Source organism: Anaerocolumna sp. MB42-C2 (genome assembly GCF_030913705.1).
Classification (GTDB): domain Bacteria; phylum Bacillota; class Clostridia; order Lachnospirales; family Lachnospiraceae; genus Anaerocolumna.
On sequence record NZ_CP133190.1, the window covers coordinates 4,641,397 to 4,666,437 of the forward strand.

At 34.7% G+C, this 25,041-nt stretch carries 21 protein-coding genes; all 21 read left to right on the top strand.

Annotated elements, in window-relative coordinates:
• Positions 1 to 4 precede the first annotated feature (4 nt).
• The 21 genes from RBU59_RS20715 (at position 5) to RBU59_RS20815 (ending at position 25,037) form a co-directional block, all read left to right on the top strand.
• A complete protein-coding gene (locus RBU59_RS20715) occupies positions 5 to 1,231 on the top strand; it encodes a radical SAM protein (protein WP_308144373.1) in 1,227 nt (408 codons plus the stop codon).
• A gap of 24 nt (positions 1,232 to 1,255) precedes the next feature.
• The gene (locus RBU59_RS20720; protein WP_308144374.1) at positions 1,256 to 3,133 is read left to right on the top strand and encodes a B12-binding domain-containing radical SAM protein; all 1,878 of its coding nucleotides are present in this window, start codon (positions 1,256 to 1,258) and stop codon (positions 3,131 to 3,133) included.
• 15 nt (positions 3,134 to 3,148) lie between these two features.
• Complete coding sequence (locus RBU59_RS20725; RefSeq protein ID WP_308144375.1) at positions 3,149 to 3,919, top strand: class I SAM-dependent methyltransferase; 771 nt, start codon at positions 3,149 to 3,151, stop codon at positions 3,917 to 3,919.
• Between the two features lies 1 nt (position 3,920).
• Positions 3,921 to 4,667 (top strand): class I SAM-dependent DNA methyltransferase, encoded by a 747-nt coding sequence (locus RBU59_RS20730; RefSeq protein ID WP_308144376.1) that lies wholly within the window; start codon positions 3,921 to 3,923, stop codon positions 4,665 to 4,667.
• Positions 4,668 to 4,691: 24 nt separating this feature from the next.
• Positions 4,692 to 4,868 (top strand): hypothetical protein, encoded by a 177-nt coding sequence (locus RBU59_RS20735; RefSeq protein WP_308144377.1) that lies wholly within the window; start codon positions 4,692 to 4,694, stop codon positions 4,866 to 4,868.
• 76 nt (positions 4,869 to 4,944) lie between these two features.
• Positions 4,945 to 6,144 (top strand): radical SAM/SPASM domain-containing protein, encoded by a 1,200-nt coding sequence (locus RBU59_RS20740; protein ID WP_308148618.1) that lies wholly within the window; start codon positions 4,945 to 4,947, stop codon positions 6,142 to 6,144.
• 57 nt (positions 6,145 to 6,201) lie between these two features.
• Complete coding sequence (locus tag RBU59_RS20745; protein WP_308144378.1) at positions 6,202 to 7,395, top strand: radical SAM protein; 1,194 nt, start codon at positions 6,202 to 6,204, stop codon at positions 7,393 to 7,395.
• Complete coding sequence (locus RBU59_RS20750) at positions 7,388 to 8,734, top strand: B12-binding domain-containing radical SAM protein (protein ID WP_308144379.1); 1,347 nt, start codon at positions 7,388 to 7,390, stop codon at positions 8,732 to 8,734. The genes RBU59_RS20745 and RBU59_RS20750 overlap by 8 nt, the downstream gene beginning before the upstream one ends.
• A gap of 110 nt (positions 8,735 to 8,844) precedes the next feature.
• Positions 8,845 to 8,991: a hypothetical protein gene (locus tag RBU59_RS20755; protein ID WP_308144380.1), complete on the top strand. Its 147-nt coding sequence runs from the start codon at positions 8,845 to 8,847 to the stop codon at positions 8,989 to 8,991.
• Positions 8,992 to 9,277: 286 nt separating this feature from the next.
• Positions 9,278 to 9,547, top strand: coding sequence for a phosphopantetheine-binding protein (locus RBU59_RS20760; protein WP_308144381.1), 270 nt, complete (start codon positions 9,278 to 9,280; stop codon positions 9,545 to 9,547).
• 344 nt (positions 9,548 to 9,891) lie between these two features.
• Positions 9,892 to 11,346, top strand: coding sequence for an ABC transporter ATP-binding protein (locus tag RBU59_RS20765; RefSeq protein ID WP_308144382.1), 1,455 nt, complete (start codon positions 9,892 to 9,894; stop codon positions 11,344 to 11,346).
• Positions 11,330 to 13,120 (top strand): ABC transporter ATP-binding protein, encoded by a 1,791-nt coding sequence (locus RBU59_RS20770; protein WP_308144383.1) that lies wholly within the window; start codon positions 11,330 to 11,332, stop codon positions 13,118 to 13,120. Before RBU59_RS20765 ends, RBU59_RS20770 begins: the two co-directional genes overlap by 17 nt.
• The gene (locus tag RBU59_RS20775; protein WP_308144384.1) at positions 13,117 to 15,129 is read left to right on the top strand and encodes a B12-binding domain-containing radical SAM protein; all 2,013 of its coding nucleotides are present in this window, start codon (positions 13,117 to 13,119) and stop codon (positions 15,127 to 15,129) included. Before RBU59_RS20770 ends, RBU59_RS20775 begins: the two co-directional genes overlap by 4 nt.
• Positions 15,130 to 15,139: 10 nt before the next feature.
• On the top strand, positions 15,140 to 16,180 hold the full coding sequence (locus tag RBU59_RS20780; RefSeq protein WP_308144385.1) for a hypothetical protein: 1,041 nt from the start codon (positions 15,140 to 15,142) through the stop codon (positions 16,178 to 16,180).
• Positions 16,181 to 16,222: 42 nt separating this feature from the next.
• A complete protein-coding gene (locus RBU59_RS20785) occupies positions 16,223 to 17,050 on the top strand; it encodes a hypothetical protein (RefSeq protein ID WP_308144386.1) in 828 nt (275 codons plus the stop codon).
• Positions 17,034 to 17,288 (top strand): acyl carrier protein, encoded by a 255-nt coding sequence (locus RBU59_RS20790; protein ID WP_308144387.1) that lies wholly within the window; start codon positions 17,034 to 17,036, stop codon positions 17,286 to 17,288. Before RBU59_RS20785 ends, RBU59_RS20790 begins: the two co-directional genes overlap by 17 nt.
• Positions 17,289 to 17,301: 13 nt before the next feature.
• The gene (locus tag RBU59_RS20795; protein ID WP_308144388.1) at positions 17,302 to 18,525 is read left to right on the top strand and encodes a hypothetical protein; all 1,224 of its coding nucleotides are present in this window, start codon (positions 17,302 to 17,304) and stop codon (positions 18,523 to 18,525) included.
• Positions 18,513 to 19,832, top strand: a complete 1,320-nt coding sequence (locus RBU59_RS20800; protein ID WP_308144389.1) for a DegT/DnrJ/EryC1/StrS family aminotransferase — start codon at positions 18,513 to 18,515, stop codon at positions 19,830 to 19,832. The genes RBU59_RS20795 and RBU59_RS20800 overlap by 13 nt, the downstream gene beginning before the upstream one ends.
• 129 nt (positions 19,833 to 19,961) lie before the next feature.
• Entirely contained in the window at positions 19,962 to 21,329 is a 1,368-nt protein-coding gene (locus RBU59_RS20805) for an AMP-binding protein (RefSeq protein WP_308144390.1), read from the top strand.
• 12 nt (positions 21,330 to 21,341) lie between these two features.
• On the top strand, positions 21,342 to 23,240 hold the full coding sequence (locus RBU59_RS20810) for a carbamoyltransferase C-terminal domain-containing protein (RefSeq protein WP_308144391.1): 1,899 nt from the start codon (positions 21,342 to 21,344) through the stop codon (positions 23,238 to 23,240).
• The gene (locus RBU59_RS20815; protein ID WP_308144392.1) at positions 23,241 to 25,037 is read left to right on the top strand and encodes a YcaO-like family protein; all 1,797 of its coding nucleotides are present in this window, start codon (positions 23,241 to 23,243) and stop codon (positions 25,035 to 25,037) included. It abuts the gene before it with no gap.
• The last annotated feature ends 4 nt before the right edge of the window (positions 25,038 to 25,041 follow it).

Below are 25,041 nucleotides of genomic sequence, written 5' to 3' on the forward strand. Positions count from 1 at the left end.
TGTCATGTTTAGTATTCTTAAAAATAAAAAAGAAAAGTATTATGTCATATGTAAGTATTCTCCATTAGTCATGGAGATAGAAGATGCTGAAATTGCTTTACAATTAAGTATGCTTGATCAAACAGCTAATAATGTTGATGAAGAATTTTTTAGAATACTGGGGGTTAAGCTTCCAACACCAGTTCATAACATTAAAAGGAATGTACCGTTTAAATTTATGGAAGCGATTGTTACATATGATTGTAATTTATCCTGTTCCTATTGTTGGCAAAGAACTGAGGGGTTTCAAAAAGAAAAGGCTATGGATATGAATACGTTTTATAAAGCGGTGAAGCTCATAGCTGAATATAATAAACAATTTGATTATAAAGGTGGATATAGAATTGGGTATATGGGTGGTGAACCATTATTACGATCTGATTTCATTATTGAAGCTCATGATATGGCAAACCAGCTATTGGGTACATGCGAAAGTGCTATTCTTACAAATGGAACATTTTTGACAGATGATTATTGCAAAGAACTTGTTAAACGTAACATTAGTGTTTGTGTAAGCATTGACGGCCCCCCAGCTATTAACTACCGAAGAAGTTCATTTGAAGATACATGGAGAGGGATACAAACTGCGTTGGATTCAAACATTCCACTATCTGTACAATCAACATTATCAATGAGTCAGATAGAACAAAACGCAATGGTAGAATCTGCCCGTTTCTTTCTTGAGAATGGGATAGAAAATTTTACAATTTTATTGGAGTCGCCAGTGGTTAATTTAGATGAGGATCTACTATACAAGGCATATAAAAACTTGTTGTTGGTTTTGATTGAGTATGCTGAACAAACAAAACGAATTCCTTCCATCATTAAACAATTTATACACAATATATCAGACAGCACATACAGCATGAGAAATTGTTTTTGTCGTTTCCTCTATCCAGCTGGGATTCAAGTTGATCCATACGGGAATGTTTTCGGTTGTGAATTCAACAGAGGCAAATATCATTACGGGAATATTATAGAGGGTATAGTTACACTGGAAAGTATACCTGACCGTTTAAGAGATGTTAGTAAATATAATGATCCTATATGTAATAGCTGTATTTATTCTGGTATTTGTTACGGATACCCAAGGTTGTGTTCTCTGTACAATAAAGATGAAATATGTCATATGAAAGCTTACTACAGAGCCTGTTTTGATGTTCTACCAGAACGATTGAAACAATTATTATGAGATAGAAGGAAGGACAAATATCGTATGAATATTATGTTACTTAATGTTGCAAGTGGAAGTAATAGTTTTGGCTTACTTTACCATTTTCCGATGGGGTTGCTAAATGTTGCGCAAGCATTCGAAAACTGCGGTTTAACGTGCTCTATTATGGATGTTCCTTGGGAAAAGGAGCATTGTATTGAAAAAATTGATATACTTGAATATGTGGTTGAACAGATTCATGCGAAACAGGTTGGTATGATAGGCTTTTATACCAGATGTGATATTTTACCTTCTGTAGTAACGTTTGCTAAAGGCATAAAGGATAAATTGCCTGATTTATATGTAATCTTAGGCGGACCAGGAGTTACTTTTGTGGATAAGGGAATCATGTGCAATTTCCCGGAAATAGATATGGTGATCCGTGGAGAAGGTGAAGCAACAATAGCTGATGTATTTGGACCAGAAGGGCTTAAGCAAAGTTACGAAACATCATTGGGGATTACTTTTAGAAAAAATGACGAGGTCATTTCTAATGGTGATCGAAAGGTGATAGAGAATCTAGATACGCTTCCGTTAATTAGTTATAAATATGTACAGCAGTACAAAGAGAACGGTACAATTGTTAGCTTAGAAGCTGGAAGGGGGTGTCCTTGCAACTGTTCCTTTTGTTCAACATCAATTTTTTGGCAAAGGTGCTATAGAACAAAATCACCAGAGCATATTGTTGCTGAATGTGAAAATGCAATGCGCTTTTTCAAGACGAATCGGTTGAACCTTATTCATGATAATCTTATCGTATCCAAAAAATATATCCTTGAGTTGACAGAATATATAAAAGAAAAACTACCGTCATTGCATTGGAGATGCAGCGGGAGAGTGGATATGCTTGATGAAGAGATTATTAATAGTCTTGTTGAGAGTGGTTGTGAAAATATATTTCTCGGTATTGAAACAGGCAACTCTAAGATGCAAAAGAAAATTGGTAAAAATTTAAATTTAAAGATAGCGGAAAAGAATATACGTCTTTGTGACAAATTGGGGTTAAATTGCTGGTTATCGTTTATTATTGGTTTCCCGGGGGAAACAAAAGAAGAGATAGAGAAAACACTGGGGTTTGCTTTACGACTTAGACAATATAAGTGTGCAGTTTTAGTTCAAATGCACTGGCTCTCGCCAGATCCAGGCTCTAAAATATATCGAGAGAATAGTGAAAAATTAAAATTTGACGGCAAGCTTTCAGACCATGTTTCTGCGAGTTATAAACTAACAGAGAGAGAAATAAGTCTTGTGAAGCAATACCCGAAAGTTTTTTCATCCTTCTACGATTTAAACATTGAAACTGGTGGTGTCGAATATAAAGAACTTCTTAGATGTTATAAAATTATGATGGATTTTTATCCAAAAACCATGTATGAGTTGGTATATACATATAAACTAAATTTTTATGAAATTTTAAGTTGTTTTAAAATGAAATGTGGATGCAGCTGTGGAGAGGATTGCGAACAGTTTAGGGATATAGATAGATTTTGTGGATATTTTCTAAATATATTTGATTTGTTTGATTCTTTACAGACAAATGTTCAGCCCTCACTTCGAGAAATTGCAGAATATGAGCGAGCGTGTGCTTCACTTATGCTAGACAAAAAAATAGAAAATAAAAGAGGTGACTTGCCAAAATTAAATGAAAATATACGAATAATCATGATATCGGATGATTCGTCTCGTTTCGCAGTTATCGTACAGAAAGCAGCAAATAATACATTTGTATCATATACACTCAATGAGGAGACTTATAAAATCTGTTTGTTGTATGGACGTGATTTCAGCATGGAGCAAATTCATAGTGAGACAGCGTACGATTTAGAATTCATAGAAGAAGCGATTTCGAATCTGATAGAAAACAAGATTCTGATTAAGTAGGGGGGATATCCGTGGATGAATAAGATAATAACGGATAAAGCGGAGTTTATGACTGAGATTGCGTATCTCTACGATACGATATGCCATCCATGCACAAAGGAGCGGATTGCATTGTATAAAGATGTATTTACCGCCGCTTTTCAAAAAGATAGTATTTATGTTTTGGATATGGGGTGTTGTACTGGAGAGACAGCTTTACGCATTAGTGATGAACGACTTCATTTGGCGGGAATTGACATTTCTTCGGGAATGATTGAAGAAGCAAACCAAAAGAATGCTGCTCTTGGTAATAAGGTGAATTTCAATGTCATGAATATGAAAGAATTGATGTTTGAAGACGGCTCTTTTGATATTATTTATTCAAATTCTCTTGAGTGGATTGATTCAAAGGACGATCTTGAACAAGTGATAAAAGAAAGTGTACGTTGCTTAAAACAAGGTGGATTACTGCTGTTGGATTTCCCGGATTCCGAGAGGTATATAAAGACATGTCGTCCATTTTATGCAGAATGCGCTCCTTTAGAGGATGGTTTGATTTACAAACTTACAAAGTATGAAAAGTCTGATATTGGAGCTGATCTAGAGGCTACGCAGACATATATTCATATGTCTGGACTTGAACAATACACTTTTACGGGTCGGTTAAAGTGGAAGTTACATACCTCTGATGAAGTTATCGAAATAGCGAAAAAGTTCAATTTAAGTTATAATCAAACGTTTTACGACTATAAAGTAGGTATGGAAGGTGCATTCATGCAAATGATCTTTTACAAGGGAGGGTATTAATGTGGACATTGGAAGATTTATGAATAGTATAGCAGATTTTTACGATGAGATATGTACCCCCTGTAGTAATGAAAGAGTAAGTTTTTTACATGACTTCATTGTGAAGTATTTATGTAAGGGTTCTGTAATTCTTGATGAGGCATGTAGTACTGGAGAGACTCTTACTAATTTAAACTTATCTGACAGTTATAAACTCATTGGCATGGATCTTTCAACAGGTATGATAAGAAAATGCATAGAAAAAACCCTAAGCAGTGGAATTAACTTTATTGTGGATGATATGCGTTATCTAAATCATTTAGAAGGTAAAGTTGATTTACTATATAATAACAGCATAGCATGGCTATCACATGTAGACGAAATAGAGAAGACTTTCAGAAGAGCATATGATGTGCTTAATACAGGAGGATGGATGATTGTAGATACAAACAATTCTGAAACCTTCTATAAAGGGCAGAATATACTCTGTACCTCAAGTGTCATTACTGATACATACGAACTATATAAAACCACACGTTTTCATGACTTGAAAAAGGACTACTTGGCAACACAAATTTATACGAAATATAATTACAAAGACGACATTATAGATTCATATGCTTCACAATTGCATTTCTTAATATGTGATAAAGAAAGCATATGTGGCCTGATAGAAAAGGCTGGTTTTAAGTTGAAACAAATACTTGGAGATTACAAACCTGATGGAATTGAGAGTGCGGCGTATTTGCAATTTATATGTGAAAAATAAAATTAAAATAAAAGGATGATCGAAATGGATAATAAAGAAATTTCTATTAAAAAAATAAAACCTGAAATGACACAATGTCGAATAATACAGTTGGAAAAAGAACGAAAAGAAAAGGAACGTAAAGAGAAGGAAGAAAAGGAACAAAAAGAAAAAGCGTTGAAAGAAAAGGAGACAGAAAACGGTAAGAAACATGAGCAGTAATGAAATCATTTACAAAAATGCTGTTGTTGATTATAATGTGCGACTCCATACGTTAAGTAGTCCCTTAACAGTGAGCATGATTTTGAGTCATCAATGTCAAATGAACTGTTGTTTCTGCTCCCAGGGTGGTGCGAAGCAAGAAACTATGGAACTTGCATTAGCAAGAAGGATAATGGAAGAACTAAAAGAGAACGGAGTTGGGCAAATTGGCTTCACTGGAGGAGAACCATTGTTGTATCCAAACTTTGAAGAAATAATTCTTTATGGCGCAAAACTTGGATTCGCAATGTCTTTGATAACAAACGGATTACTACTGGATAAATATACTAAAAGCTCTGTTTTTGACCATTTGAAAGTTATTGGAGTTTCCTTACATGGAAAAGAAGAAACGCATGATAAGATAACTGGGCTACAGGGAAGTTATAGAGTCGTAAAAGAGAATCTATTTCGTTTTCGAGAAAAGTATCCGGCGAATAAATTGTCTTTAAATTTTACTTACTGTAATCTAAATGATGCACCTGATGAATTGGAATCCGTTATTGCTCTTGCAGAAAAACTGAATGCATCTGTAAATGTTGCTCGTATCAATGAAAAAGGTCTTTCTCAAAATAAAGACTTTAGTTCAGATATTAATGCAATGTTAAAGCATATCGACAACTACCGTCGTAATGATGTACCGATTCATGTAATTAACTGTATTCCACATTGTGTTGTTAATGAAGAGTTTAGATATCTCGTACATGGATGTAGTGCAGGAATTTCATTCTGTGCGATTGACAGCGATGGAAAAGTAAAATTATGCCCTACAGCTGATTTTATGTTAGGAGATTTAACGACTACTTCATTTATGGATGTTTGGAACAGCCCTCGAATGAACGAGTTCAGAAATTTGGGATGGCTTCCGCTAAAATGCAAGGTGTGTAAAGAAATACTAAAATGTTTCGGAGCTTGTAAGATTGATGGCGATGTAGGCAAATGGCCTTCATTTCAGGATAGTCTTGCCAGAAAGTATTTAGATGATGAATGGAAGATGCTAGCTTCAAAACGGTTGTTATTAAAAACGAATTCGGTTCGATCTGAGGGAGATTCCTATATTTTCATGTGTGAGCCCTTACGATTTTGTTCTGAAGAAGCTGTGAACATAGTTACAAAGATGGATGGGACAATGACAGGAAACGATATCATCAGACTTTTTAGTAATGACGATTATGAAAAGGAACGTATTAAAGAATTTATCCTTGCTCTTAATGCGGATAAGATGATATATACAGTCTAAATGGTTAATAAAAACGAAGTTCAAATATCTAGCAAGATAAGAAAGGTAGGGACATTTATGTATAGAAAAATCGGTGACGATACTTATGTCGTTTATTTTCAGGACGATTTTTATACTGTAAACGAATACACCTTGCAGTTAATACAGTTGTATCTTCGCAGTGATGATACTGAAGGGTTGGCTAAACTTCTTTGCTGCGATGAGAATGATGTAGAAGAAATATTTACGGAACTTAACGATTCCTTTGAGAACGCAGAGTTCAATGATAAGCTTGAGGATTTACCTTTTCCACTCCATGTTAAGTGGAAAATAACTTCACGATGCAACATACGTTGTAAACATTGTTATATTGGCGAAAAACAAAATTTACAGTTGCCCGCAGAGAGCAATATGGAAATCGCGAGGAAGATTGTTAAAAGCGGAGCATTTGTAGTGACTATATCAGGTGGTGAGCCATTAACGGTGGATGAGTTACCTAAAATAGTAGCCTATCTTATGAATAATGGTCTTGAACTACATATATTTACCAATGGAATAATTCTTCCAGAATTTATTACACGCTTGGAAGCGGAATTCGGATCAGTAAAAAAGAATATGCTAGAGTTTATTGTTAGTTTAGATGGTTTACGCGAAGTTCATGATTTTATGCGAGGAGAAGGTGTGTTTGATAAAACAACTACTGGGATGAAATATGCTATAAATCGTGGCTATTGTGTTAAAACAAACACCACTGTTATCCCGCAAAATATTGATGATATTCCTCGCATAATTGAGTTTTGCCAGGAGATAGGAGTTTCCAATTCTCAATTTAGTAGTCTAATAAATCGTGGATGGGCAGCAGAACACAAAGATCAAATTGGGATGTCAGCGGATGACCAGAAAAGATTTGTGTCAACATTACAAGTATTTACAGCAGAAAAAGATCGAAATTATAGTGTGTTTTATTCTCCGTTGGATAAATCAGAAAAAAAGGATGATCCCATTGTGTATCAGTTTGTAGATGGAGAACAAAAGGCTATTGGTAGAGATACATGGAAATGTGGTGCTGGCAAGGGCAAATGTGTTATTAATGAAAGAGGAGATGTACTTTGCTGTCCATTCTTTGAAGAATCGAAGATAGGTAATATCTTAAAGAATGATTTTACTGATTTTTGGAAATCTCCTTTACGTACAGAATTCATAAATAGATTAAAACAGATAAATGGCGTGAATCGTTATTGCGCTGTGATGAAGGGAGACTGTAATGTCTAAAGTTTTGCTTATATCTCCACCATCGTGGGGATTAATGCTCCCAATGACAACGCCTGCACCACCTCCTCCATTAGGTCTCGTTCTTCTTAAACGTGTTCTGGAGAATGATGGACATGATGTTCTTCTACTTGATACGGGTGTTTGTACTGTTGATCTAATTGGAATTCGTCAAATTATTAAAACATATAAGCCGGACATTGTGGGCATTACAACTTATTTTCAAAACTTGTCAATCTATCATATTGCAAAATCAGCGAGAGAGGTACTTCACGAAGTTTTAATCGTAGTGGGAGGTTGTATTGCTACAAAATGTGCACACGAGATACTCGCACTAGGTGAGAAGGTATTCGATGTTATTATTCGTGGAGAGGGGATAGAACCTCTAAGAATTTTGGCTGATATTGGAGGAGACAGAAAAAAACTATCGGAATTGGATATATTTGATCAAGTAAATGGAGTGTATTGCTCGAAACTTGATTCAAAAAATAGTGTTTATTCAGGAGATTTATATCTTGGTATGGTATCACCTGCGATTTATAAGCAGATTCATTATGTATTCAACAGTGGTTGCCCGTTCAAATGTTCGTTTTGTATTCATTCTGGGAATTTAAATGATATGGAGTTTGATGTAAAAAGCATAGTAGATGAAATTATCAAGATAAATGAGGTATACGGTAATGAATTGTTTATGCTTTTTGATGAAACTACAACATATTGTAAGAGTCGTATTTTACGTTTCGCAGAATTAATGAAAAGGTGTAACAATGATTTACACTTTTGGTGTGGAACAAGGATTGACTGTCTTGATGAAGAGATAATAAATGCATTATGTGAAATAGGGGTAAAGAGGATTTTCATAGGAACGGAAACCACCGATCCACAAACACAAAAGTACATTGGAAATAAGTGTTGTGACATGAATAAAGTAAGGAGAGTTATTAAGTGTTTAAAATCGTACGGAATGAAAATTGAGACCTCAGTATTGCTTGGTTTACCTTTTGAGAAAAGAGAAACATTTTTAAGAAGTATTCAAGACTGTATGGAAATGGGGATAGAGAACATAATGTTCAATGTCCTGTCGATTCTTCCGTCTACGGAATTGTATAGAAACTGCGAAAACCTGGGGTATAAAAAATTAGGGGAAGCCTCTTGTCTCGAGGAGTTTTTTAATCAATCACTATACCAGGTAAATGGAAATAAGTTTTTTCGAGATCTTTACATAGAACCTGAGGAATTCCCTGAGATCATACAAGAAACACTTAAAATTCTAGACTACGATAATTTTGATGGACGACAAATATCGTTTAAGAAAAAGGTTATATTTCGTTTACCATATTAATTTCAAACAAAATGAGATAATTATGGTGGCTTTCACTAGTCTGCATCATAAATAACAAGGATCTTAATGTCACTATAATATAATATTATATCTTAAGGAGGTGCAAATGAATGGAAAAAGACTATTTAAATGAAAATAATACTGAAAAAGAAGATATGCCTGAATTAAAGAAGAAACCAGTTGTAAAAGTACTGATGGAGAAGAAAGAAGTTATTTATGCATCAGAAGCTGCTGGATATTGTAGTGACCAATGTTAATTTACATTAAGTAAGTTTGAGTTACATTAAGTTAGTTTAAGTTAGTTTAAAATAATTGTGGGGATGCAGACGAATGATATTTATCCCTACAGGTTATAGATCACAGCTGAATAACTTATGATTTGTAAGTTGATGTTAATACTATTATTAATGTTTAACTAAATATATGTCGGAATGCATTAGTTGCCTTTATAAACGAAAGAATGTATTAAATTATATCCTAATACATGTAAATTAAACCTATTAGTTTATCTTATATGAATTCTTTAGGAAGGGGGATCTGTGTATGGGGAGTAATAATGTGAGAGAAACCATAAGAGAAATCATTTATAATTTGGTTGAATTAAAAAAGCCGATAAACGAAATAGATGATAATGAGAATATATTAATTCTTGGTATGGATTCGATTTCCATACTAAAAGTAGTTACAGAGCTTGAAGATGAGTATAATATCGAATTCGATGACGAAGATTTGAATTATGATAACCTAAAGTCTATAAACAGTATGATAGACTGTGTGGAAAAGTATAGAAGAATGGGGATGGAAGAACGCTGAAAAAAAATAATAAAAAAGGCCTAATGCATGAGATTAAGAATACAATCTACATACTAAAGCTAGTATATCTAGCTTGCCCTAAAAGGGCTGTCCTGTCTATTATAAAAGATACGCTCGGTTCTTGTCGCTGGGCAATATACAATGTAGTATTTCTTCGTTTGTTGTTAAATGCTCTAAGTACGAAGGTGGATGATCAGCAGATACATATCCTGTTGGGTATATTTGCGGTTGTATTTATTACACTTCAAATTTTCTTTGTCTATTATAAGAAAGTCGTTGTGCCAGCAACAGATCCGATATTAACACAAAATGTTAGTGTTATGTTGTACGAGAAGGCCGCTGCAATGGATTTAGCGGCTTATGAGGATCCTGATTTTTATGAGCAATATACTCGTGCCTTATCGGGAGCGAGAGGAAAGGTAGTTTCAACGTTTGGCAGAGTGTCTATATTAATTTCCATGATATGTTCTTCGCTGATAATATTTTTTACAACAGCTGTTTTGGATATCGGTGCACTTTTGTTTGTGATTATACCTATAATTTCTACATTTACGATTGGAAATGTTATTAAAAAAATGAGATATCATTCTGATATGGAGAATCTAGCAGAAGACCGTAAAATTGATTATGTAAAACGTGTTGCCTATTATAAAGAATATGCAATTGAGTTAAGGACTCATGGAATATTTGATGTTCTGATGCGAGATTACGACACGGCGGTAGATAAAAAAATTTTAAATACAAAGAAATACGGAAAAAAAATAACGCTGCTCTCTATTTTAAACGATAATTTAAATTATGCGTGTCTTACATTCGGTGTTGTTCTCTATATGCTTGTACGTATCATTGAATATCATACAATAGAACTCGGTGATTTCGTAGTTATGGTCAATAGTATAGCAATACTATCGAACAATCTAATCGGAATATCTATGCAAATTATATCATTTTCAGAAAATAATCAATATATTGATAATTTTAGAAAATTTATGGAACGTAAGCCCAAAGTGGTATCCACAGGAAAACGTAAGTTTGACAGGAGCAATGGACTCGTTTTCACATTTGACAATGTGAGCTTTTCATACGACGGACGGAAGAAAGCTCTTCAACATGTGAGTTTTGAAATTCAAGCAAATGAAAAAAATGCGATCGTTGGCTATAATGGTGCAGGAAAGACAACATTAATTAAGTTATTACTGCGTCTTTATGATCCGGACGAGGGAAGAATATTGCTGAATGGAATAGACATCAAGGAGTATGATTTGGCCTCATATCGCTCTATTTTTGGAGTCTGTTTTCAAGATTATAAGATATTTGCAGCACCACTGTCTGAGAACATATTAATGCATCATTATAGTGAAGTGGACAGTAAACTGGTTGAGAATGCTTTAAAGTTTTCAGGGCTAGATGAATTTGTTGAAAGAAAAGATAAAGTAATGACAAAAGAATTCCAGGATGATGGGTTAGTGCTATCAGAAGGGCAAAAACAACGGTTGTCAATAGCTCGAGCATATGCTCAAAACACTCCTGTTCTAATTTTGGATGAACCGACTAGCGCACTTGATCCTATTGTAGAAAATAATTTGTATCTGAAAATAGATGAGTTTTGCGGAGATAAAACCGTCATTTTCATAACACATCATTTGGGAAGTTGTATGTCGGCAGATAGGATACTTTATTTAGCTGATGGTGAAGTGGCTGAAGATGGAACATTTGAGGCTCTAATAAACAATAAAAGCTATTTTTACCGTCTTTTCTCAAAACAGAAATGGGGATACAGCGATGAAACACCTAAATAAAAAAAATGGAGTGATCAGGAACAATCTCTTCATCTTGAAAATAATCTTTAGTACAACTCCAGTTTATGCAATCTCGTTCATCTTATTCGGTGTAATTAGTGGTTGTATACAGTTTATTAACAGTGTCTATTTTATTCGTACAATTACGAATCAAGTGCAGGCTAAAGAATCCTTGAATAAAATTGTTACTACACTTATTATTTTTGCTCTGATGAATGTAGCATATTTGATTCTGTCCAATGTCTGCAATTTTCTGATGACACCACTTGCGAAAATTAAGCTAGAAAAACATGTACAAGTCACCTTGTTACATAAAGCCGTTTCAATCGGAGTGTCTGCTTTTGATGATCCGAATTTCTATGACGGATATATATTGAGTATGACTTCTATGGATAAGAAGATTTATGCGGTGCTGGAAACACTTTCTAATTTGTTAAAGAGCATAGTAACAACTGTCTTAACAATAAATTTAATATTTATCATAGACCCATTCTGCTTTATCCTAGTGATTGCTTCAATGGTTATCTCGGTGTTTGGCGGAAAGAAACTAAATGCTCTTTTGTTTAAAAGAAAGAACGAGATGCTTGTGTACGATCGAAAGATGGATTACACTGATAGGCTATTTTATCTAAGTGACTATGCAAAAGAAATCCGTATGAATGATATATCTGGAATGCTGATTGATGACTATAAAAAGGCGGTAGATGACATACGCGGTATTATCTCTAAGTATTCTACCCCTATCGTGATTTTTTCACATTTAGAAGATATGAGTACCCTTTTCTTTGATGTTCTTTATGTCACAAGTCTTGTTCTGCGGTTGGTTTTAAAAGGGTTGATTTCGGTCGGTGATTTCGTTAGTATGATAAATTCAGCATGGACTCTGAGCAACAATGTGAGAGAAATAGCAAGACTTGTTAACGAATTCAATGATTATAGTATTTATATTGATAAATTCCGTACCTTTAGTTCTATAACGGATGAAAACAGCGGAGATAAGTTACTGACGGAGAATACGGGAATGTTAAGCTTCAACAATGTTTGGTTCCATTACCCAAATGAAACGAAAGATGTGCTGCAAGGGATAACATTAGCAATTAAGCCGCATGAGAAGATTGCATTAGTTGGCTATAATGGTTCAGGAAAATCGACATTAATTAAATTGCTACTGAGGCTTTACAATCCACAGAGAGGTGTAGTCGAAGCAAATGGTTTAAACGTTACAGAGTATTCTTTACAATCGTACCGAGCAGAATTTGGCGTAGTTTCACAAGATTTTAATATGTATGAGGTGTCGCTTGCGGAGAATGTTGCGATGGGCGAATTAACCAGATCGCAATATGGTTTGGTGAGAGATACAATATCTACGGTAAGGCTTTTCCCTGAAACTGAACAGGAGGATTTATTATCAAGACGTATTGGTAAAGAATTTGACGAAAATGGATATATACTATCCGGTGGTGAGCGTCAAAAGGTAGCATTAGCGCGAGTAATCTATTCTTCACGAGATTGTATTGTGCTTGATGAGCCTTCGGCAGCTTTGGATCCCGAAAGTGAATATTACTTCAATAAGTTGATTTCGGAAAAACTTTCTGATAAGACAATCATCATTATTTCACACCGTTTATCAACTACGCGGATGATGGACAAGGTATTCATGATGGAGAGTGGACAAATTATTGAAAGCGGAACGCATAAAGTGTTGATGAATTTAAACGGTAAATATGCTGAGATGTATCGTGTACAGGCGCAAAGATATGGGGTGTCGGAATGAATAAAGAAAACTTAGATGTGCTTAGTGTATGTTTTGAATTTACAGGAAGAGTCATTTACAACTTGAATCAGGCTTATATGGTAGCATACTTACGTGAAAAAAAGATCAATGCAGAAGTGTATGTATCTGAATCTATTTTGCCGATGGATGAGTTAATTGAAGAGATGTTAGCGTTGAAACCATGCTTTATTATTTTCTATTGTCATGACCAAAACTACCGCTTAGTACGTGAATTGGTAAAAAGAGTTCATGAAAGACAAGACATAATCGTTTCTATAATAGCTACAGGATCAGCAGCAACCTATTCATCTGATATACTGCTTAACATGATTCCAGGTATCGATAAGTGTATTAATAATGACAATGAAGAGGAAGTTTACAGATATATTCTTAATATACAAAATAAATTATATGTGCCAGATTGTACTTCGACTACTGATTTGGATATCTACCCTTCGCCTTATTTGTCGGGGGTGATAGATCCTATTAAAAGCCAGAAATTAAATAAAATGGTAGCATTAAATATGTCGAGAGGGTGTCCGATGGCATGTAAGTTCTGTAAGTTTTCTGCAATGAATGGCTGCACTATTCGCAGGCACTCGGTGAATCATGTAATAAATGACATAAAATATCTTTTATCTGTTCAAGAAAGTAGCGGGACAAAATTGGATATTAAATTCAATGATGAATTATTTGTAAATGACCGTTCGCAGGTTATAGAATTATGTAAAAGAATAGTGGAAGAAGGTCTTCATTTCAAATTTAGCATACATGCACGAGCGGATTTCATGGACAATGAATTATTGAATGCATTAAGTAATGCGGGATGTTATAGAATTAATTATGGATTGGAAAGCGCTGAGCCGCATATTTTGGAAGAAATGGGAAAAACTGCATCAGGAAATGATTATATCGAAAAGTTTGAGAGAACGGTTTTGATGACAAAACAGAACGGGATTGCGGTTGCAATAAATGCCATTTTCGGCTGGCGAACGGAAACTCGCGAAGAAGCGGAGAAAACACTTAGTTTCATCGAGAAACTTTCGCCTGATCGTTATGAACACAGTATTTTGACTTATTATCCTGGTACTGAGGCGTATCATGCAGTTTCAGGTATTGTTGGAGATAAATATCTCAGCTTGAAATATTATTTCTTTCCAATGTTATATAAATACAATCCATATACACTCAGACATCTACCACTTAACCAAATCTATTCTTATCAGCAATACCAAACAAGTGTGATGCAATCCATGATGGGAATAGGCTTTCAAGCAGAGGACTTTCACCAAGTGCTGATATTATCTATCTGTGATATTACTTATGAATGGTTAGCGAGTTGTATTCCGCCTACTACGAAAATAATATTCATGCAGGATAAAATGGAAAATGAAACTGATCTTTATCTTGCGGAAGAATCATTTGCCGGTGAAGCTTATAATGGGAAGGGAAAGTATATTCCTGAATATATTCCAGTGGTTAAAAAGCTTACTAATTCTAAGGATGTTTTTGAACTAGATGAAAGTGAATGGAAAAGTTCGTTGGTAGATCTGCCTGATAAGATATCACTTGCAAAATTATTGAATGGAGATAATAAAATTACACCAAAGCAATATGTTCGTTATTTTGGTAGTCGAAATGGTGACATTCTTATAAAGGATTTTTGTAAGATTTATGGGAAAGGAGGATGTGGAGCTTGTAGTTTAAAGAGAATTATGATTGGTAAAGATCATAAACTTTATACATGCTTCCATGGTAAAAGTATAGGTGAATTATGGGAGTTGCCTAATAGAGCGCTATTGAAAGAACGGATAGCCACTTTGTACAACGAAATGCTGGATCAAAGAAATTGTAAAAGTTGCGCTGTTTATGCAACTTGTCCCAAGTGTATGTGGCCAGGCGATGTGACAGTAAAGGATTATTGTGATATGCAAAGAAACATAAAACGGAACGGAAATATGAGTTTGATATATAAATCCATAATAATGAAGTATTGCCACATTTTTTAAGGAGGTTTTTATGCAGACTCCATATTATTTGTTTGAAAAGAATAAAATAATAGAAAATTATCAGATGGTTCTAAATAGCCTTTGTGTATCTGATGTCTATTATGCATTAAAAGCAAATGCTGAACCATTGGTTTTAAAGGTTTTGGACAAAATCGGGGCAAAATTCGAAACTTCGAGCATTGGTGAAATAACCAAATTGATAGAGCTTGGAGTTGATGCAAACCGAATAATCTTTGGCCTGCCTATAAAAACGGAGGAAATCATAAGAAAAGCGTATAAATTAGGCTGCCGATATTTTGTCTTTGACCATATTAATGAATACAATAAGATACATATAGCTACGTATTCTGTAACCAATGTGACAATGGTAATGAGGATATTTGTAAGTGATATTTGTCCAGAGTCAATTGAATATGGAGTGAAACAGAAAGAAATTAAGTCAATCCTTGAACATAATACGATAGATGGTCTGTCTTTCCATATTTCGAATAATACTGACATTGATTCTATGCTGCGTGTTCTCTCACGTGTAGAAGAAATACTTGACTGTATAAAGCCGCAAAATAGTAGTTTCATATTAAATATTGGTGGTGGATTTCATCTTCCATTTGACGAGGAATATACGAAAAGGCTAAACCAAAGACTTATTTATATGAAAGATAAATACGGAATAAGGATTATTTGTGAACCAGGTCAGGCTGTTATAAAAACAGCTGGTGTTCTTATTACAAGAGTAGTGGCTGTTCGAAAACAGGATGGATATCATGACATATATCTGGATGCGGGGTATCCAACTGGAGTTAACCGCATACCAGAATATATAAAACTATATGGGTGCAAGGTTACGCCAGTAGACCGGAAGATACGGATCTATCGTTTTTTTGATAATACCTGTATGCATCAAGAGCTATTTACCAAAGCTTTACGTTTTGATTTATGCGAAAATGATTTGCTTGAACTAGGAGGGTTTGGGTCGTATTCGATATGTAAAAGTAACCATTTTCACTGTTGGGATACGCCGAGCGTTTATCTTGATAAAGACGACCATTAAAGTCTCAATGTTTTTATGTTATGCAATGGAAAGGAGATTTATATGAAAGATTTAGAGAATCTTCGCTATGACGCAAACTTCCAAGTCCAAATCTCAAAGGGATTGTTCTGGGTTCCTGTATGTACATTAGGAAACAGTCGATATACGAATGAGGAGGTTTTAGGATGGGTAAAGTATAGTCCAGATGAAAAAAAACGCTTAGGACTTAATTTATATGAATCCATACAGTTACTATATATGTCGGATTTTCGATATGAAGATGACTATAAATTGATTCTTTTTGAAGACAAGAAATGGGAATTTCATAAATCAGCGCAGGAAGCAATTAAGGATAATTACGGGAATTGCGCTGCTATTTGTGCATGGATCCAATATATGTGTGAAGACGCATATGTCCAATCTGGATTTTTACATTACATCCGTGAAGATGGGTGTGGGCATGTGGTAAATTATTTTTATTTGGATAGTGCCTATTACATAGTAGATGTAACTGCCATGGTGCGTACGAAGAGTATAGAGGTTTGCGTAGAAAATGGGGAGAAGTCGGAGCTTCGGAAAATTAAGGGTGAATTTCCAATCTGCCTTATGAGTGAAGATTTACAGTTCTATTACAATTATCATACTAAGCTGGAACGTCTACGAGGACATATAGTGCGTCATTTCCTTATAAATGGATATGATTATATACCACCGATCAGCGTGACCAAGAACGATCAGGGCATTACGATAAATACGGCTTATCATGCGATAGAATTAGATGAGAACAGTGTAATTAAGCATACAGAAGTAAATGTATCGGACATATATCAATATTCACCTTATGATTATAGCCAAATAAAGGAGGAGAAGAACAATGAAACAGGAAATTGAGGATAGAATAAAAAATGTCATTAAGTGCTGTCTTGGCGAAGTGGATATAGAAAAGATAAATGATGAAACTAATTTAGTAGATGCTTATGGTGCTGATTCTATTGATATAGTACAGCTTGTTGTAGATTTAGAGTATGAGTTCAGTATCGAGTTTCCTGACGAATACTTATTAATTGAAAAAATTGCACCATACAAAGAATTGGTATCAACGATGGAAGAGTTACTTAGTGGTGATTAAAAGGTGATAAGTTATGATGAGAATTGAAAAAATAAAGAATATATTAATGGATGCACGCAATAATGTGCCTTTCTATGCCGGCATAATTCCAGAGCATATGGATGCACTTACTAATGATGAGATTGTTCATTCTTTTTCTCAGATACCACCAACTGATAAAGATAACATACGGGAAGATTACTCCAAATTTGTCTCTAAACATATATGTGGGGAACTGGTTAAGCGAGCTGAATATGAAAGGCGTATTGGAAGGGAAGAACATTCACAAATAGATAATTGCGAATATGTTTTTGAATATACAAGTGGCTCTTCTGGTACGCCATTTGTTACAGTTAAGACATTAAATGAACGTTTCCTTCTTGCAAAAGCGTTGTGGAGTGCCAGAAACAATCTTATAAGTATTAGAGCAACGGAGGCATTTAACTGCAACAATCCATCGTCGCCATTAGTTAATATTGAGAATTTAATTAAGAACGACTATGATATGTGGATGGTGAATGTTAATAGGCTTGAAACTATAAAAAAATATTGTGAGATAAATGATACAAGGTTAAGCAAATTAAAATTAATTGAAAACGCAGGATCTTTCATAACTGTTGAAGAGCAATTTGCTTACGAAAAATTTTTTAACTGTATTGTTTCTAATTACTATGGGTGTACGGAAACATGGGGAATCGCATATTCATGTAAAAATAAAAATCTACATATCATGGAAGATTCTGTATATGTTGAACTTCTAGATGAGAATGATAATGTTATTGAAGAAAATGGACGTGTTGGTACTGTCACAGTAACTTCATATATACTAAGACAAATGCCTTTTATACGTTATAAAACAGGCGACCTTGCGTATTATATGCCTGAAAAATGTGAATGTAGTAATCTTAGAAAAGTAATTCGACTGGTTCCGAATCGGAATATGATCCTGGGAACTAATTTGTATGGTAACAATTATTTTAGAGGGGTTTTGCTTAAACTTATCGCAGAATATAAAATAAATAAATTTAAGAACATATCAATAATGCAAACTGGTTTGAAAACTTTTGACGTGAATGTTACTGGCTGTTTGGTTGATAAGGCTGCTCTTGAATCGGGCTTTAATATGGCAGCAAAAACGGTGTTTCAACGAGATGATTATGAATTCTTTTTTCACTATGGACAAGAAACAGTGGGGAAAAATATCTTCACGCTTTCACCATACTTATTAAAAAGGGGGAGTTATCCATGGAAAAATTAGCTTTATTAGGAGGAAAAAAGTCAGTTACAATTGATTATGATAAAGAAGTAAAGGTACGGAAAGTTTCTGACGAGGGTATAAGAAAAGTAGTATCAATGATGGAGGAGGATGAAATATCTATATCTCCTGTTGTAAAAGAGTTTGAAACAAATTTTGCTTCAGATAATGGTAACAGATACGCAGTTTGTACAACAAATTGTACATCGGCTCTTTTTGCAGCGGTATTTGCTATTGGGATAAAAGAAGGTGATGAAGTAATTGTACCGTCCTACTCGCATTGGTCTACATCATCGTGTGTATTGCATTTTGGTGCTATCCCTGTCTTTGCGGATATTGATGAAGATAGTTTCGATCTTTCAGCGGAAACGATTCAGGAGAAGATCACAAGCAAGACAAAAGCAATTATCGTAACACATATTTTCGGAAATCCTGTAAACTTCACAGAGATCCAAAAGTTGACCCGCAATGGTGAAATAAAAATTATTGAAGATTGCTCACATGCTTTTCTTGCAGAATGGGAAGGAAACAGAGTTGGTACTCTCGGAGATATCGCCTGTTTTAGTCTTCAGGGAGATAAAATATTAACTGCTGGAGAAGGAGGTATATTAGTAACCAATAATACAGAGTATTATGAAAAGGTAGTAACACTTGGGCGAATAGAAAGGATTTCGGAGCTTTCGAATCGACAGTACAGGAAGTTTGTACTGACAGGGTTAGGCTATAAGTTCAGACCACATCCGCTTGGTATAGCGATTGCACAAGATAGCTTGAATCGTAGTAGACAATTAAGTATGTTTAGAAACGAAAACGCAAAATATCTGGAGAAGAACATTTCAAATCTACCATTCGTGAAGATTCAGAAAGTAGATAAAAGAGCAGTGAGACAATATTCCTATAATTTTGCTCGTTATGATTGTGAGGGTTTGCTCGGTATATCGATTGGCACGTTTATGAAAGCATTAAAGGCAGAAGGTGTTTTGTCCAAATTTTATGGAGCAGGATGGAATCATAAACAGCCACTCTATACAAACAACATCACAGTGTATTCCTATAATCAACGAGGTGAAACTATTGGTGGACAAGTTTATAGTTTACCAAACACGGAGGCAGTAGCTAACACAACCTTTTTATTAAGTCCACGGTTTGAACAGAAATGCGATGATTTACTTGAACAGTATATAGAGGCTTATAATAAAATCTGGGAGAATGCAGAAGCTTTAAAAGAATGCGATGAAGCAAATAAAGTTAGTGAAAATTCCTTTGCGAATGCTATGGATAATTACAGAAAGAGAAATAGAAAGTGTTGACAGAGAATAACTAGATGCAGCAATGATAGCGAGATAAGTGTATTAAAGGTAAAATCAAACAGCCTGGCGGAATCAGGAAGAAAGGAATCATCCAATTGCCATTACAACGATTGGATTATACGTGATGAAATGTTTAATAACTTAAGGATAGATAAGAATAGGACAGCTATTATCGAAAATGGAGTCAAATATACATACGATGATTTAGAAAAATACTCGCTTCGGATTACTGACAACATCAAAACCCGATTTTTGGTTTTATTTATGTGTGATAATTCTTATGATGCACTGGCGGCATATTATGGATTCATCAATAAGAAGATCGTTGTCATGCTTGTGAAAACGGTGAATGACATGAATTACTTACAGACAATAATGAATGCTTATCATCCAAATTACATTTATTGCCCGGCTGAAATCCAGGTGGATGCTGATTGGGTAAGTGACTTTGGTTCATATAGGCTTTATCAGCTTAACAACAAAAGTATGAAGATGTTTGATGAATTGGCTGTTCTGTTAAGTACCTCAGGGAGCACTGGGAGTCCACGTTTTGTTCGATTATCATATGGAAATCTTGTGAGTAATACAGAACAGATTATAGACGCTCTAAAGATTGTAGACCATGATCGAGTAATAACAATCTTACCACTTTACTATACATATGGTTTATCTATTGTCAATACACATCTCTATCAAGGTGCATCTATTGTTTTAAACAAATATTCTGTCATGAGTACAAAGTTTTGGGATCTAATACGTGAACAGAGCGTAACAACCTTTGGAGGTGTACCTTTTACATATGAGTACATTTGTAAAAGAAAAATCAAACTGCATGAGTTTCCTTCGATAAGATATGTTACACAGGCAGGTGGTGCTCTTGCTGGTAATGTTTTGGATTATTTTTTATCCAAAGAGACAGGGGTTCCCTTTATCAAGATGTATGGGCAGGTGGAAGGAACTGCGAGAATTGCTGTAATGCCGTGGGCATTTGCTACTCGAAAACATGATAGCGTGGGGAAAGTTGTGAAGAACGGCAAGGTAACCATTATAAAAGAGAATGGAAATGTTTCTGACTGTGCGAATATCAAAGGTGAGATTTGTTACCAAGGTCCCAATGTAATGTTAGGTTATTCTTATAACGCAAACGATCTTATCAAGGAAGATGAGTGTAAAGGTTCAATTATGACTGGAGATATAGGTTTCCTTGATGAGGAGGGTTTCCTTTACATTATTGGGAGGAAGAAACGTTTTGTAAAGGTATGTGGTGAGCGGATAAGTTTAGATGAGATAGAAAATAATCTTAAGACAATGTCTTGTGTTTGTGCCTGTAAAGGAGAAGATAACAATATAAAAGTATATCTAGAATCTGGTGATCCTGATACAGTGATCCATTACATGGTTAATAGATTAAATATTCAAAGAATGTACTTTAACATATATTCAGTTAAATATTTACCAAGGAATGAAGCAGGAAAGATAAAATATTCATCGATATAATGGAGGTTGATTATGCTAGATGATGGATTCTATATATCTGCATATGCACATGTAGACAAAATGTCCTCTGAATTGAGAATTACAATACGACATGACCACTGTATTGCATTGTGGAAAAAGGAAGAAGATAGAATAGAGCTATTATACTATTGGGAATTGGAAAGAATAACAGGGCTAAAGCATCATCACATTGCATTTGCGGATAAAAAAGCATTTTATGAGTTTTTGGATATGTTATTAAGTAAAATGAATCCTCCTATCTCTACGAAGGACATAAAAAAGATTATTGGGACACCATTAAGTCCAGAGGATAATCTCATAGATTTTTATGAGGAGGATCCCGACTATACATACCATGCAACTGCTCATCTGTTTACGTCTTTGTTAATGGACAGTAAAAAGTTTTATAATGAGAAGATACTAACATTTTGTGTGGATGCTGGTTCTGATCCATTGATTGAGACAAATTGTGATACAAAATATAATTTCTATGGGATATATAGTAAAAAAGGGCAGATGCAAAGATTTCCAATTCCATCACCAGGACCTTACTGGGTATTTATGAAAAATGAACTCAAGTATGAAGAAGGGTCACTTATGGCGTTGGCGACAGCATCAAAGAGTGAGTCTCTTGAAAACTTCGATATACAAGAGGATGAGTACTTAATAATACACGAAGATGATAAACGGAAGGCGTTCTCATTTGTTCAAGGTATTATCAAGCGAATTCTTGGGTACGGTGAAAAAGACGCAGGCGTTTTATTTAATTTTTATGATAGTGCTTTTACGGAATACGAAAGTAAAGTAAGTATGATTGTGAAAATAATTCAAAGAATTTCAATTGAAATTGTTGATAAAACGGTAAACAAGGTGGTAAAAGAGTTAGAAATCCTGCCCCAAGAAACCTATTTTGGTTTGAACGGTGGGTATGCATTGAATTGCCCTACGAATACATTTATACAAAATAAATATGGCTTTAAGGGACAATTAATAGCTCCATGTGTAAATGACAGTGGACAAGCATTAGGAATGGGCTTGTTTTATTTTTACAAACATATGCCTTATGTTAATTTTAAATTGAATCATTCATATTACGGTGATGGAGACGATGTAGAAAACTTTTTACATAAAGGCGAGTTTAACGCTTATATAGAATCTGCAGATAAAACTCTAAGCCATTTTGTTGAAGATATTTCGTGTGGTCCTGTGGTATGGTTTTCCGGGAGGGGGGAAATGGGGCCAAGAGCATTGGGAGATAGAAGTATCTTAGCTGACCCGCGATTTGAATTACATAGGGATAAACTAAACGCTGTCAAAGGACGTCAGTGGTGGCGACCGGTAGCTCCAATAATTTTGGAGGAGGAACTGGATAATTGGTATAATGACGCTTTTATAAGTACTTATATGTTAAATATATTCACTGTAAAGGAGGATAAAAAAGCCGACATACCAGCAGTGAATCATGCAGATTTTACAAGTCGTATCCAAACCTTGAATAAGAAAGATAATGAGATACTATATAGAGCGATGAAAAATTATTATAAAGTCACAGGTATTCCGATTATTATTAATACATCGTTGAATGATAAGGGAGAGCCGATTGTTAACACAATAAATGAGGCATTTAACTTTGCTTTGCGCAAAGGGTTAAAGGTAATATATGTAGACGGTTATCGAATCGAGTTAAGGAATCATGATAAATATACTTTTGAACAGCCATTAAATCGAAATGACACTCTGTTTGCTGGCACTTTGAACGAATATGGACTCTCCGCTGATGAGTATACGCTATATTATAAGAAATTTCGCCATTTAAAGTTAGATCCGTATCAAGCAGAAGATGTAAAAAAGATAAAGATATTATACAAAAAATACAGCGCATTATTTCGTATGAGAGGGGGAGGGCCTTGAATGAAATTTATGAGTAAGGAATGTGAGCCCATTGAAACAATCAACCGTATAAAGGATATTCTAGCGAAATATAATTTAAATGTTTGCGAAAAAAATTGGGTTGACAATGAAATGTGGTACTCTGTACGTTTGGAATTTGAAAACTTGCCAGGCGTAGGAACCAATGGTAAGGGAATAACAAAGGAGTATGCTTTAGCTAGTGCATATGCCGAATTTATGGAACGTTTACAGTCTAGATCAACATTAAAGACTGTTTTTGGTAATAAAAACCGATCTGAATGCTTCTTCCCTGATGAAAAATTAGAAACAGTGGAATATGTTTATAATATATCGAAAAAATTGTTTGCATTCGAATTTATAATACAGAAGGGGTTTAATTTACAGCAACTCTTACACGAGAACAGTGACTACTGCTACTGTGCACCTTTTATGGATTTACAGATGAATCAACAAGTAAATCTTCCAATGAAACTTATAAGAAAATTATGTGGTACGAATGGCTTATGTGCGGGGAATACTGAAACAGAGGCAGTTATACAGGGGATTTGTGAGATTTATGAACGACATGTACATCATATGATTTTTTTTGAAGGATTGCAGATATCTACAATAGACCTTGGAGAATTGAAGCATCTGAATTGTTATAAGCAAATTCTTTGCCTAGAAAGCTTAGGGTACGAATGTTTTGTGAAAGATTGTACCGCGGGGATATTTCCTGTTATTGGATTGGTGATATGGGACAAGGAGACACTATCTTATTCCTTTACAATCGGGGCACACTACGACATTGATATTGCTTTACAGCGGTGTATAACAGAAGCATTTCAAGGTTATGCTGCCAACAAAATCGAATTTAATAGAAAAATGACACCATTTACTGGTAAAGACATAGAGGTTATGCTTTTACAGGATATACAAGATGTTTCGTATCATACAGAATGGGTAAGATCAGTGGTGAATAATACTGGGTATGAACCACATTCTATATTTCATAGTGGACAGAGCCGAATCTATTCAGATGTCTTTTTAAAAGAGGGTAATAATGATATTGCATATTTATATTTGTTAGAAATTGCAGAAAAAAACGGATATAAAGTTTATAGTCGTGATTTATCGTTTATGGGGTTCCCTACATACCAAGTATTTATCTCTGGAATAACAGCAGTTAATTACCTTTATAATGCAGAATTCCCTATACTTGCAAACGAAGATCGTGTAAGAGAAGTATATTTGAATTTAAATGGTGCGTCGAGATTCGAAAGAGCTTGGTTTTTTGAAGTATTGTCTTCTCTACGAGATATTCCACGCTATAAAATATATGGTTATCCTATGATTTTTTTTGATCTGCTTCTACGAAAACCAATAAAAGCTCTCTTCCCAGACAATTTACTGTTCTTGTCCTATGGATATCTGTCATTAAATGATCTCGATGGTGCTTCAAAATATTTGTATTTATATGTAAAAGAAAACAACCTTGAGGATAGTAGCAGAAAATTTGCAGAGGCATTAATTTTTGCGTATCGCTACATATTATATAATCCAAACTTTGATGGTCTTGAAAAATTCTTGCCGAATTCTATTGATATGTGTGATATTACTGATCTTATCAAAAATGCGAAGGATGCTCTATCTAGTTTTGAACTACCAAGTTGTGGAGACTGTACCGCATGTGGAATAAAAAAATACTGTATGTATGAGGAGTGGGAGAAAATAAATGGTCTTATTCAGCCTGCAATGAACAGATTTTTCTATAGAAATTCGAAATCGTTGACTACGGATATTAATAAGGCATTTTGAGAAT

Excerpts from the sequence above, each read along its gene's own strand:
- RBU59_RS20715 (WP_308144373.1), top strand. The coding sequence starts at position 5 with ATGTTTAGTATTCTTAAAAATAAAAAAGAAAAGTATTATGTCATATGT.
- RBU59_RS20720 (WP_308144374.1), top strand. The coding sequence starts at position 1,256 with ATGAATATTATGTTACTTAATGTTGCAAGTGGAAGTAATAGTTTTGGC.
- RBU59_RS20725 (WP_308144375.1), top strand. The coding sequence starts at position 3,149 with ATGAATAAGATAATAACGGATAAAGCGGAGTTTATGACTGAGATTGCG.
- RBU59_RS20735 (WP_308144377.1), top strand. The coding sequence starts at position 4,692 with ATGGATAATAAAGAAATTTCTATTAAAAAAATAAAACCTGAAATGACA.
- RBU59_RS20740 (WP_308148618.1), top strand. The coding sequence starts at position 4,945 with ATGATTTTGAGTCATCAATGTCAAATGAACTGTTGTTTCTGCTCCCAG.
- RBU59_RS20745 (WP_308144378.1), top strand. The coding sequence starts at position 6,202 with ATGTATAGAAAAATCGGTGACGATACTTATGTCGTTTATTTTCAGGAC.
- RBU59_RS20750 (WP_308144379.1), top strand. The coding sequence starts at position 7,388 with ATGTCTAAAGTTTTGCTTATATCTCCACCATCGTGGGGATTAATGCTC.
- RBU59_RS20755 (WP_308144380.1), top strand. The coding sequence starts at position 8,845 with ATGGAAAAAGACTATTTAAATGAAAATAATACTGAAAAAGAAGATATG.
- RBU59_RS20760 (WP_308144381.1), top strand. The coding sequence starts at position 9,278 with ATGGGGAGTAATAATGTGAGAGAAACCATAAGAGAAATCATTTATAAT.
- RBU59_RS20765 (WP_308144382.1), top strand. The coding sequence starts at position 9,892 with ATGGATTTAGCGGCTTATGAGGATCCTGATTTTTATGAGCAATATACT.
- RBU59_RS20770 (WP_308144383.1), top strand. The coding sequence starts at position 11,330 with ATGAAACACCTAAATAAAAAAAATGGAGTGATCAGGAACAATCTCTTC.
- RBU59_RS20775 (WP_308144384.1), top strand. The coding sequence starts at position 13,117 with ATGAATAAAGAAAACTTAGATGTGCTTAGTGTATGTTTTGAATTTACA.
- RBU59_RS20780 (WP_308144385.1), top strand. The coding sequence starts at position 15,140 with ATGCAGACTCCATATTATTTGTTTGAAAAGAATAAAATAATAGAAAAT.
- RBU59_RS20785 (WP_308144386.1), top strand. The coding sequence starts at position 16,223 with ATGAAAGATTTAGAGAATCTTCGCTATGACGCAAACTTCCAAGTCCAA.
- RBU59_RS20790 (WP_308144387.1), top strand. The coding sequence starts at position 17,034 with ATGAAACAGGAAATTGAGGATAGAATAAAAAATGTCATTAAGTGCTGT.
- RBU59_RS20795 (WP_308144388.1), top strand. The coding sequence starts at position 17,302 with ATGATGAGAATTGAAAAAATAAAGAATATATTAATGGATGCACGCAAT.
- RBU59_RS20800 (WP_308144389.1), top strand. The coding sequence starts at position 18,513 with ATGGAAAAATTAGCTTTATTAGGAGGAAAAAAGTCAGTTACAATTGAT.
- RBU59_RS20805 (WP_308144390.1), top strand. The coding sequence starts at position 19,962 with ATGTTTAATAACTTAAGGATAGATAAGAATAGGACAGCTATTATCGAA.
- RBU59_RS20810 (WP_308144391.1), top strand. The coding sequence starts at position 21,342 with ATGCTAGATGATGGATTCTATATATCTGCATATGCACATGTAGACAAA.
- RBU59_RS20815 (WP_308144392.1), top strand. The coding sequence starts at position 23,241 with ATGAAATTTATGAGTAAGGAATGTGAGCCCATTGAAACAATCAACCGT.